The following is an 11,745-nucleotide window of genomic DNA, read 5'->3' on the forward strand; positions in this document are numbered from 1 at the left end:
CGGGTTTGCAGTTAGCAAATTTCCAATACTTACCACTCACTATTCACCAATGACTAATGACAATTGACCAATGACAAATAATAATAAACCTTACAGCAATACACGAGCCACTCTTGCCATAGCGAAAGCCAGTTTCAGATCGATATTACGCAGCCCTTCGGCGGTGGTGTTCAGCCTGGTTTTTCCGTTGATATTTATTGTGGTGTTTGCCAATATCGGGGGCAGCGGCGTTACGGTGGATGTAGGCGTTGCCAAAACTTGTGATACCACCAACGCGATCTATAAGATTTTGCAGAAGGACAAAATGATGAACCTCATCAAAGATCAATCGGCTGATGAGATGAATAAAAACCTCTCAAAAGGGTCTATCGATGCTATTTTGGACATAAAGGCAAATCACACAGGTGGCTGGACCATCTATCCCCCATTATCTGCTTTACGAAACAAAATACCGCAAAAACCCCCTTTTACGGTTGATGTGCAATACACCAAGGCATCATCCAAAGGCGCTATTCTGAAATCAGCTTTAAATAATATCCTGTTTCAAATAAACGCTGCACTCAATAAGGATCAGCCTAAACTGGCAGAGGTTAACGAAACTACCATACAAGGCCGCGAATATAAATACATCGACTTTATATTACCCGGCATGCTCGGCTTTTCGCTACTAAGCAGCGGAGTTTTTGGTACGGCATTCGTATTCCTTAGTCTGCGGTTAACCCTGGTGATCAAACGCTTTTTTGCCACGCCGGTAAAACGTTTCAGCATTGTTTTGGGCGAGGCATTGGCACGTATCGTATTTGCTTTGTTAGGGGCATTGTTTATCATTTGTGTTGGGCATTTCGTATTTAGCTTCACGCTGATACATGGTTTTATCACGGTATTAAATATGCTGCTGCTATCGGCTATCGGTCTCATTATATTTATGGGCTTTGGTTTTATTATCTCAGGCGTAGCCAAAAACGAAAGTTCAGTGCCACCGTTTTCGAACATCATTACACTGCCGCAATTCCTGTTATCAGGTACATTCTTTTCAACTACGGCATTCCCCAAATGGCTGCAAACCATCAGCAGGGTATTACCGCTAACCCACCTCAACGAAGCCATGCGAAAAGTAGCATTTGAAGGCGCTTCGCTTGTAGATGTGTCACATCAATTGCTGATACTGAGCATTTGGTTTGTCGGTATTTATGTAGTAGCGGTGAAGACGTTTAAGTGGGAGTGATTTTGTCGTACGTTTGACGTTATACGTTATACGTGTTGTATGGAAATAGAAAAACGTACTACGTAAAACTTATCACGTACAACCCTCCCCAATGTAATCCCAACATTAAATCGTCGTAATCATTAATTTTATTTTACCCGAAGTTAATATGATTTGTATATTTGAAAAATATATGTTTATAGTGTACCTTTGACACTAAGTAAATTCGAATACCTAAAAATCATACAAGATGAGCTTAATTATTGATGTTCACGCCCGCCAGATACTCGACTCGCGTGGTAACCCTACTATCGAAGTAGATGTTTTAACCGAAAATGGTGCTTTAGGCCGTGCGGCTGTACCGTCGGGTGCTTCAACCGGTGCGCATGAAGCTGTTGAACTTCGTGATAACGACAAATCCGTATACATGGGCAAAGGCGTTTTAAAAGCCGTGGCCAATGTAAATGACATTATAGCCAAAGAACTGCAGGGTGTTGATGTGTTTGAGCAAAATTCGATCGATGCTTTAATGATCGAACTTGACGGCACAGAAAACAAAGGCAAATTAGGTGCTAACGCTATCTTGGGCGTTTCTTTAGCTGTTGCTAAAGCTGCGGCACAGGAAAGCCGTCAGCCATTATACCGCTACATTGGTGGTGTTAATGCAAATACATTGCCTATCCCGATGATGAATATCATTAACGGTGGCTCTCACTCTGATGCACCTATCGCATTCCAGGAGTTTATGATCATGCCGGTTGGTGCTCCTTCTTTTTCTGAGGCATTGCGTTGGGGAAGCGAAGTATTCCACAACCTGAAAAAAATATTACACGACCGCGGTCTTTCAACTGCTGTAGGTGACGAGGGCGGTTTTGCCCCAACTTTTGACGGTACCGAAGATGCTGCCGAAACTATTTTGAAAGCAATAGCAAAAGCAGGTTACAAAGCAGGCGAACAAATATGCCTTGCGCTTGATTGTGCTGCGTCTGAGTTCTACGTAAACGGCAAATACGATTACACCAAATTTGAAGGCGAAAAAGGTGCTATCCGTACCAGTGCCCAACAGGCAGATTACCTTGCTGAATTAGCGGCAAAATACCCTATCATTTCTATCGAAGATGGTATGGCAGAAGATGATTGGGATGGATGGAAATTGCTGACCGATAAAATTGGCGACAAAATTCAATTAGTTGGTGATGATTTGTTTGTAACCAACGTAAAACGTTTACAAAGAGGCATCGACGAGCATATTGGCAACTCTATCCTGGTAAAAGTAAACCAGATCGGTTCATTAACAGAAACCATCAACGCGGTATCGTTGGCACAAACTAATGGCTATACTTCGGTAATGAGCCACCGCTCTGGCGAAACTGAAGATTCTACCATTGCTGATTTGGCAGTAGCATTGAATTGCGGTCAGATCAAAACCGGTTCAGCTTCCCGTTCAGACAGGATCGCTAAATATAACCAGTTACTACGCATTGAAGAAGAACTGGGCGAAAGCGCTAAGTTTATCGGTAAGAATTTTAAATACGCTAAGAAATAAGGTAAAAGGTTAAAGGCGAAAGCTGAAAGGTAAAAGCTTTTATAATTATTGGTAAAGCCTCGATTATGTCGGGGCTTTTTGTTTATTGGAAATTGAAGTATCTTGCTTTAAACTGTATAAAATGAAAGGATCTATTTACATAGATGAAAATATAATTGGAGGAGCTGATTTTCAAATAATTGATGAAAGTATGGGAGTAATTGGTGGGGTACTGATTCCTAACGCTTCTTATATGAAATACGAGAATCTAATACAAGGTCATTACCAGCAAAAAGGAGTTGCCAATTCAGAAGATTTCAATTTTAAGATTGTTTTGAATGACGCCATTCTTGAACCTGAAGGGGGTATCAGTATAACTGATTCAGATGAATTCGATGAGGTATACGTTGAGGCGGCCGGATTAAGTTTAGAGATTCTCAATAACTTAAAATGAAATTGCTTTTGTGCGTTACCCTTTGGGCTGGGCTTTCATTCATTCGGCATAAAGCATTAGCCACAGGCCAGTATCCGTTGCATCCAAAACGCTATTAACCCACTGATTACTTTATCATTACAGCATCCTATTTTTTTGATAAGCATATCCTCAATATTACTTACCAATAAAAAGAGTACCTTTGCAAAATAATTACCCGTTCGCTTAAGGTTGATCGCCGAAAAACACTACAGATCTGCTTATGCATTCGCGTTGGCACTATACATTAGATACATTACATGTCATTCGAAAATTTAAAACTGATTGAGCCCATCCTCAGGGCCTTAAAAACAGAGGGCTATACCACCCCTACTCCTATACAGGAACAAGCCATCCCTATTATACTAGAACATAAAGACCTTTTAGGCTGCGCCCAAACCGGCACCGGTAAAACGGCGGCCTTCGCTATACCTATTCTACAGCTTTTATACCAGGACAGGCTGCAGCACAAAGAGCAGAAGACCATAAAAGCCATTATATTAACCCCAACCCGCGAACTGGCTATCCAGATTGGCGAAAGCTTTGCCGCTTATGGCAAACATACAGGTTTAAAACACCTGGTGATATTTGGTGGTGTATCGCAAAATCCACAAACTGATGCTTTGCGTCGTGGTGTGGATATTCTGGTAGCAACGCCAGGCAGGTTACTTGATTTGATGAACCAGCGCTTTGTTCACCTGGAGCATATTAAAATGCTGGTGTTAGATGAAGCCGACCGTATGCTGGATATGGGTTTTGTGCATGATGTAAAAAAGGTCATCGCCAAAGTTCCTGCTAAAAGGCAGACGCTGTTCTTCTCGGCTACCATGCCAAATGAAATTCAGCAATTAGCCAATTCTATATTAAGAAATCCGGAGAAAGTAGAAGTTACCCCGGTATCGTCTACTGCGGATACTATACAGCAGTCATTGTTTTATGTAGAAAAATCGGATAAGCGCTCATTGCTGATCCACCTGTTAAAAGACAGAACCATAAAAACAGCCCTGGTATTTACCCGCACCAAACACGGTGCTGATAAAGTGGTTAAAGACCTTACCCGCGTTGGCATCACTGCTGAAGCGATACATGGCAACAAATCGCAAAATGCCAGGCAGCGTGCGCTAACCAATTTCAAGAACCGTACTACAAGGGTACTCATCGCTACAGACATTGCAGCTCGCGGTATTGATATAGACGAGTTGACCCACGTGATCAATTACGAATTACCAAATATACCTGAGACTTATGTACACAGGATCGGTCGTACCGGTCGTGCAGGTGCAAGCGGTATCGCTTTCTCGTTTTGTGATGAGGAAGAAATTGACTTTCTGAAAGATATTCATAAACTGATAGCCAAAGCTATCCCGGTGAATGAGGAACATCCTTACCCAATGAGCCCTACCCTTGTGGCTAAAAAGATGGAACCGGGAAAAAATGGTTCAGCTCAGCAACGCCCTCCACGGTCATCCGGCCACAGAGATGGTAAAAGGCGTTTCGGTGGGAATAGAACTGGCGGAAACCCATCCGGTGGCAATAGATCCGGTGGAAATAGATCTGATGGGAATAGGCGGTAGTTTTTAAGTTGATTAGGTTGATTGAGTTAAGTAGTTGATTAGGTTATCAACTGCATAACATAGAAGTTAATCCAACCCCATCAACTTAATAAAACCCAATCAACCTAGTCAACCCAATCAACCTAATCAACCAACACTTGCACCATTCAAAATAATTAGATAGCTTTAGCCTAAAATTACTAATCGGCAATGATGCGCCTGCTTAACCTTTTCAAGAACAAATATTTTTTAGTTAGCACTGCCTTTTTAGTATGGATGGTATTCTTTGACAGGAACGACCTGTTCTCGCAATACGAATACCATCAGCAGGTTAGCAAATTAGAGCAGGAACGCGATTTCTACCAAAAAGAAAATGCCAAAGTTCACCAGGACCTGGATGAACTAACCACCAACAAAGAAAAACTCGAAAAATTCGCCCGCGAAAAGTACCTCATGAAAAAAGATAATGAGGATGTTTTTGTTATAGTCAAGGAGAAGAAGGATTGACTTTCTTAGAGAAATAGCAGTGGCCTCGCGCGATTCCCTCCTCGGGGAGGGTAGGGAGGGGTTAACAGATTTTGTTCATGCCCAAAATAATTCCATATAACAAAAATTTAAAAGCCTTAGCACGAAAACTTCGTAAAGATATGACTTTCGGAGAGGTACTATTATGGAATGAATTGAAGGATGATCAATTCTGGGGTTTTGATTTTGACAGACAACGGTGTATAGATAATTACATCGTTGATTTTTATTGCAAAGATTTGATGCTGGCTATAGAAATTGATGGCATGAGCCATAATTATGAGGAAGCCTTTGTGAAAGATGAAATAAGACAGCGTAGACTAGAAAGCCTGGGTGTAGGCTTTATTCGTTTTACTGAAACGGAGATGAAGAAAGATATGCAAAACGTAATCAGAGCCTTAGAAAGTAAAATTATTGAAATTGTTAAATCTGATAAAACCATTAGGTTACCAAAGGAATTTGATCTGAGTTTGTTGGATTGAATAATTAATATATTGTTCTTAACTTGAATAGTTCAAGAAACCCCTCCCTACCCTCCCCAAGGAGGGAATCGCACGGCCCTTATTTTCTAAATCTTGATAGGAACTCTCTCCTCTGATTTCTGACTTCTGATATCTGACTTCAAAAGTCTATCCCGCGCGTACATAGCTGGTTTTTCAATTAAATATCTTGATAACAAAGCACCCGCTATAATCCCCACTAGACATATAAGCATAGTAAGATTACTGTTTTTATCCATGCCTGCTTTTTCTATAAGGTTTTGAACTACATGAATAACTATCTTATGCGTAAGGTACATGGAATAGGAAAGTGTGGCGATCTGCGCTGTGACATATGATTTGAAACGATAAACCGGGCTTGCAGGACAAACAACTGCCGCAAGGATCAGTCCATAAGATACTGCTATTAAAGGGAAGCCCCACATGGTTGTATTATAGGTAGAATACCCCCTGCAAACCAGGTAGCTTATCACCCACAAAATAATACCAAAAAGCATCACCAGGTTACAATACTTATTCACCATTGCTTTTACTGATGGATAAAAAGTGTAAAGGCCAGCTATGCTTACGCCAACCAACAAGCTATCGAGCCGGTTATAGGTTGGGTAGTAGATATATTCATTCCAGCATGCACCATAATTGTCTGTTGACAGGACAGGTTCTATAAAATGGTTCCAACTCCAAAACCGGATAATAAATCCGCCAATGAATAATGCTACCAGCAGGTAAATCGCTTTACTACCTATCTTAAAATAGCTGAACAATACAAATAAAAGCGGCAGGAAAAAGTAGAATTGTTCTTCCACACACAAAGACCAGGCGTGTGAGAAGGTTCCGTATCTTCTTAAGTCAAGCCCGAAGTTCAGGGTGAAAGTGAGATATCTCCAGATAGGTGACAGATGCCCCCATTCGCGCAAAGCCGGGAATGAGGCATATAAGATAACGACAAATAGGAAAGGCGGAATTATTCTGAAAAACCTTTTTATAAAGAATTCACTTAAGGATATCTGTTTGCCTTTTGCAATTGTTCCAAACAATTGTCCGGATATCAGAAAGCCGCTTAATACGAAAAATAGATCAACCCCTGACCAGCCAAAGCCGGCGATTGTTTTTACCCAGGCAGGGTGTCCAAAAAATTGGTAGTGGAACAGTATAACATATAATATCGCGAATGCCCTCAGATGATCTAACCCTAATAATTTATGATGTTCCTTATCTCCAATACTGGGGACCTTAGCAATGGGCATTAATCAATTCGATTTAAAATGTGTCCCGTAATTTACTTCAAATTGAAAATACGGGTGAATTTATTTGGTAATAAATTCGTTATGAAATGAGAATTAAATCTCACCCTCCCGTTTACGAATAAACCACTCAAGGCTTAGTAATCCCAGTATCAACACAAATATCCATTTCAAATCTATCAGATCGCTATAGTGTTTATCTTCATAAACCACTGTTTTGATATTCTCATTTTTACGGATCAGGTCAGCAAGCTGGTTTATTTGTGAAGGCTGCAACATCTGTCCGCCCGATTGTTTAGCCAGATCAAAAAGCAAACGGTGATCGGCTGCGCTTTGGCGTGTTTCCAGGTTCAACGGCTTAATGGTTAGTTGCCCCGTTGCAGTAAATGCCTGTTCTCCTAATTTTGTGGATGCAGTATAGCTATATTCATCAACAGGTAGAGCACCGGCATCCAACTGGTAACTTTGCCCATTCCTTGTAAACAGAAAACTATAGTTTTTACCCGACCTGCTTTTTAATTCGATCCTGATATCAGGTGTGTTGACTAGTTCCAATGCCTCATTATACAATTCTGCATTCAATATCACGTTTTCTCCTTCATCAAATACATTCTTAGCCGGATATACCCTGAAGCGCTGATGATTGTTATTTGCTGTAAGGTATTGTACACTTTGACCTAACAATTCTTCTAAAGCGTTATGATTGCCGTAAGTATTATATTCGGCCAAAGACCAACGCCATAAACCTTCGCCTGTTAAGACAGCTATCCGGCTACCATTCTCATCAGCGAATGCTAACAAATTGTAAGGTGTAGTCACCTCTCCTATTTTTTGCTTGAACAATACCTGTCCCGCGCCATTACTACTGTAATTGCCAAAAGGAGTTAGCAAAGGTGGTAGCCTACTTAATTTTGTACGGGTCGAATCGGATAAGGTAAATAATGAAAATTCTGCTACCGGCTGCGCAAAAACCTCCTGCATATCGCTTCTGGCCGAATTGATCTGCACCAGCTTTTGCTCGCTATTTAACCTCGGCAGATCTGTTTGTGCACCAACCATATACCAAACCGGCAACTTGCTTTTCGTAATAAAACTTTGCAATGTACCAGAACTACCCGCCGAAACCTGGTATAAAATAACAAGGCTGTAATCACTTAACTTTAACTGAGGCAGATCACTAAGCAGGCTTGTTTTTACTTCATAATTACGGTTACTTTCTATTGATTGTTTAATGACACTGATATCCGGATGCGGACTATTGTAGAGCAATAATATCTTTTGCCTGGCATCCAACACCTCTACATAAATAGTTTCTGTATTATTTTGTACCGATAATTCGTTTTTAACCGGGGCTATGTTGAACACAAACTTGCGTACACCCTTTTTATCCGCATTTAATTTGAGGGGAATAACTTTTCTGAAATTATCTGATGTAGCCTGATTGATTTGTGTAAATACTTGTTTGCCATCTTCAGAAACCGTCAGGCGCAGATTCTCACCTTTGGATTGGTAAGCCTCTGCCAAAACTTCCACCTCAAAATCATTGCCTAAATAGGCTGTTTTATTATAGTTGACATTACCTATCAGCAGATCACGTTTTGCAACTGTATCACCTAAAGCGATAGTGTAAATGCTGGTTTTTAGATTTTTCGCTTCATACCTTGGATCACTCCCCTGGTTATACAAGCCATCAGTGGCCAGTACCAGTGCGCCGATATTCTGATTTACAAAACGCTCGTTTAACTGACGTATAGCTGATGAGATATTGGTCTGCTTACCATTAAATTTATTAGACAGACCCTCTTTGAGATCACCACTAAAGTTGAACTCCCGTACATCGTACTGGTCGCCTAATTGTTGTTTTAATTGGGAAAGATCAGCTTTTAAGTTCCTCTCCTTTGGAGAGGGGTTTGGGGTGAGGCCAAATAGCCTAATAGATTCTGAATTATCCTGCGCGATCAGTATCAATGGCTTCTGCGGATTATAAGCCACAGACCTGATGAGAGGAGCAATCAGTAAAAATGAAAGGATAAATACAGCTACAGCTCTTGCAGCAAATAATGCATAACAGGCAGTCTTACCCAGGTTGACAGGCTGACGATACATCAACCACCCATACAGTAAACCAAGCAACAGGCAAACAGGTGTCCACCACCCCGAAACTGTTCCCCATGTTACTGAAAATAAAAGCTGCATATTTTTTACGTTGTACGTATTACGTGATACGTTTTACGTTTACTCGCAAAATGCGAAATTATTGTGAGATGTCGCAAATTCTGTTGATAAACCTATTCTTCACGTTCTGGAAGTATTGTTCCGTATTTGATACCTTGCATCAGGAAAAAGCTTTTAAGCAAATCGTATTTTTGTTCGCAGTATACGGTATATTTTATCTTTTTTGAACTCAGGTAATAGCCATGGCAGGTAAAACACAGTTCAATATATTGTGTAACCTTTCCATCACCATCCATAAACAATATGGCATTCCTGGGTTCATAACACATTGCAACTCCCAAAGGTAGTTTTCCCTTAATAGGTGTAAAACCTACATTGTATAAGAGATCGGTTAGCGAGTCGATACCAGCACCTGATAATATTTTAGTCTCACGTACTTTATTGTAATCGATTAAAAAATTATTCACGGCGATAGGAGTATATACAACATCCCTATAAGTAAATGATATTAGTTTAACAGTCGTTGCAGCATTAAACGGGAAAAATGCACGTCGCTGCTTAGCATTATACTGGCCACTATTTAAACATTGATTAGGCTTTTCTGCTATTTTTGTATCCTCCTGCGTTGGAGGTGGTGGAGGAAGCTCCTTTTTCTTTTGTCCAAAAACAATACAAGGAATTAGAATAAGCAAAAAGGTTAGGTTTTTCATGCCATTAAGTTAGGTTATTATTCGGAATTTGTATTTGTTCCGAAATAAATTCTTCCTTCATGAAAAAACATCGCCCAGTTCAGATTTTGATCCTCCAAAATCAAAATTCCACATTATAAGAAATAAAAAAATCCGAAATCGAACTTCCGAAATCCGAAATCCTACAACATTCCCCCATCAACAGGAATTACCTGCCCAGTAATATAAGACGCCATATCTGATGCCAGAAAAACACAAGCATTGGCTACATCCTCAGTTTCGCCGCCACGTTTAAGCGGAATAGCAGCAGCCCAGCCCTCAACTACTTTAGGATCTAACACTTCAGTCATTTCAGTCTTGATAAAACCCGGGGCTACTACGTTAGTACGTATGTTTCTTGAGCCTAATTCCTTTGCTATAGATTTGGAAAAACCAATGATACCAGCCTTGGAAGCCGCATAATTGGCCTGCCCGGCATTACCTTGTACGCCCACTACCGAGCTCATGTTAATAAACACGCCAAAGCGGTTTTTCATCATAATTTTTGAAGCAGCTTTGGTCACATTAAAGATCGATTTCAGGTTCACGTCCAGCACCTCATCCCAATTCTCTTCGGTCATGCGCATTAACAGGCCGTCTTTGGTGATGCCCGCGTTATTCACTACAATATGCAGTGTACCGAAATCAGCAACTATATCATTTATTAGTTTTTCGGCCTCATCAAATTTAGAAGCATCAGAGCGGTAGCCCTTTACCTTAGTGCCAAAGCTTTGCAATTCCTGCTCTAAAGCCTGTCCTTTTTCAACAGACGACAGATAAGTAAATGCCACATTGGCGCCATGTTCAGCAAATTTTTCAGCTATTTTACGACCTATACCTTTTGATGCACCAGTAATGAGTGCGGTTTTTCCTTCTAATAATTTCATTTGAGTTCAGAATGATTTCGGGGGTCGAAGATAGGTATTTAGTCGGAAAGTCGGAAAAGTCCGGAAGCTGGAAAGAAACAATTAATGGCTTCGAATCTATTTCGATTATATAGCATGAGATGTACTGCTTTTGTTTAATTAATAGATCAATGCCAGCGGGCCATCTTTTACCACCAATACCGACCAACCAGGCTTGGAACCCGATGTGATAGAAGCGATAAATTTGTCGTGGATGTAAATACCAACCTCTATCAATCCATCATCTTTGGATTCAGTCCATTCACACCTTACTTCATTTTCATTTATTATGGGCTTTATGGCAGCATCTTGAGTTAGGTATTCCGTTGGATTTAAAAAGGGCATATCTTCTGCTCGCCAGAAAGAAGTAGTGGGTGCTTGCTGCTGGTTATAGAGCCAAACATCCCCTATGATGTCCTCCCCCTCATATAAATAAGCGTAAGAAACACGACCATCATCTTCTATCACGGTAGAATAATAGTTATCAAACTCGCAATGTATTTGTAAAAAAAATGTCGACATATTATTACGTAAAAGGATGTTAATGCTGAAACTCTCGAAGTATGAGAGCGGTCTTTATGCTCACTCTTCGACAGGCTCTGAATTATGCTCTGATTTGTTGTTTACCCATTTATCCCCATCTCTTTACTATATTCCCTTTGCAATTCCAGCAAACACCCTGCACACAAACATCCATCATACATTTCGCTGATGTATTGCGTTTCATTCAGTGTCAGCTGCACTTTTGTGCACTGGCATTTGGTGAATGAATTGGCTTTACATTCAAATGGCGACTGGCAGCGTTCGCAACGAACTATTTCGTGCTTTGTATGAGTCATTTCATTAGTCAATAGTCCATGGTCGATAGTCCATAGTGTTACAGGCAAAATTACGTATTACCATCGACTATGGTC

The 11,745-nt window shown here is 40.6% G+C and carries 12 protein-coding genes; 6 read left to right on the forward strand and 6 right to left on the reverse strand.

Translation table 11 applies throughout. The features are described 5' to 3' along the window. Positions 1-70 precede the first annotated feature (70 nt). From ACPPVU_RS21375 to ACPPVU_RS21400, 6 genes are all read left to right on the forward strand, one after another. Positions 71-1,225, forward strand: a complete 1,155-nt coding sequence (locus ACPPVU_RS21375; RefSeq protein ID WP_426668771.1) for an ABC transporter permease — start codon at positions 71-73, stop codon at positions 1,223-1,225. 229 nt (positions 1,226-1,454) lie between these two features. Then, positions 1,455-2,750, forward strand: a complete 1,296-nt coding sequence (gene eno, locus ACPPVU_RS21380; protein WP_426668772.1) for a phosphopyruvate hydratase — start codon at positions 1,455-1,457, stop codon at positions 2,748-2,750. Positions 2,751-2,871: 121 nt separating this feature from the next. Next, positions 2,872-3,183 (forward strand): hypothetical protein, encoded by a 312-nt coding sequence (locus ACPPVU_RS21385; RefSeq protein WP_426668773.1) that lies wholly within the window; start codon positions 2,872-2,874, stop codon positions 3,181-3,183. A gap of 278 nt (positions 3,184-3,461) precedes the next feature. After that, on the forward strand, positions 3,462-4,775 hold the full coding sequence (locus ACPPVU_RS21390; protein WP_426668774.1) for a DEAD/DEAH box helicase: 1,314 nt from the start codon (positions 3,462-3,464) through the stop codon (positions 4,773-4,775). Positions 4,776-4,964: 189 nt separating this feature from the next. Next, positions 4,965-5,261: an FtsB family cell division protein gene (locus ACPPVU_RS21395; RefSeq protein WP_426668775.1), complete on the forward strand. Its 297-nt coding sequence runs from the start codon at positions 4,965-4,967 to the stop codon at positions 5,259-5,261. A gap of 77 nt (positions 5,262-5,338) precedes the next feature. Then, positions 5,339-5,761: an endonuclease domain-containing protein gene (locus ACPPVU_RS21400; protein WP_426668776.1), complete on the forward strand. Its 423-nt coding sequence runs from the start codon at positions 5,339-5,341 to the stop codon at positions 5,759-5,761. Between the two features lie 86 nt (positions 5,762-5,847). Here ACPPVU_RS21400 and ACPPVU_RS21405 read toward each other — a convergent pair whose 3' ends face one another. The 6 genes from ACPPVU_RS21405 to ACPPVU_RS21430 form a co-directional block, all read right to left on the reverse strand. Further along, on the reverse strand, positions 5,848-7,026 hold the full coding sequence (locus ACPPVU_RS21405; protein WP_426668777.1) for an acyltransferase family protein: 1,179 nt from the start codon (positions 7,024-7,026) through the stop codon (positions 5,848-5,850). A 93-nt stretch (positions 7,027-7,119) separates the two neighbouring features. Further along, positions 7,120-9,219: a hypothetical protein gene (locus ACPPVU_RS21410; protein WP_426668778.1), complete on the reverse strand. Its 2,100-nt coding sequence runs from the start codon at positions 9,217-9,219 to the stop codon at positions 7,120-7,122. A gap of 92 nt (positions 9,220-9,311) precedes the next feature. After that, positions 9,312-9,908: a hypothetical protein gene (locus ACPPVU_RS21415; protein ID WP_426668779.1), complete on the reverse strand. Its 597-nt coding sequence runs from the start codon at positions 9,906-9,908 to the stop codon at positions 9,312-9,314. Positions 9,909-10,069: 161 nt separating this feature from the next. Further along, positions 10,070-10,813: a 3-oxoacyl-[acyl-carrier-protein] reductase gene (fabG, locus tag ACPPVU_RS21420; protein ID WP_426668780.1), complete on the reverse strand. Its 744-nt coding sequence runs from the start codon at positions 10,811-10,813 to the stop codon at positions 10,070-10,072. A 138-nt stretch (positions 10,814-10,951) separates the two neighbouring features. Further along, a complete protein-coding gene (locus ACPPVU_RS21425; protein WP_426668781.1) occupies positions 10,952-11,353 on the reverse strand; it encodes a hypothetical protein in 402 nt (133 codons plus the stop codon). Between the two features lie 101 nt (positions 11,354-11,454). Beyond that, complete coding sequence (locus ACPPVU_RS21430; protein WP_426668782.1) at positions 11,455-11,670, reverse strand: cysteine-rich CWC family protein; 216 nt, start codon at positions 11,668-11,670, stop codon at positions 11,455-11,457. Positions 11,671-11,745: the final 75 nt, after the last annotated feature.

This window comes from Mucilaginibacter sp. McL0603, from assembly GCF_049992945.1.
Lineage (GTDB): Bacteria > Bacteroidota > Bacteroidia > Sphingobacteriales > Sphingobacteriaceae > Mucilaginibacter.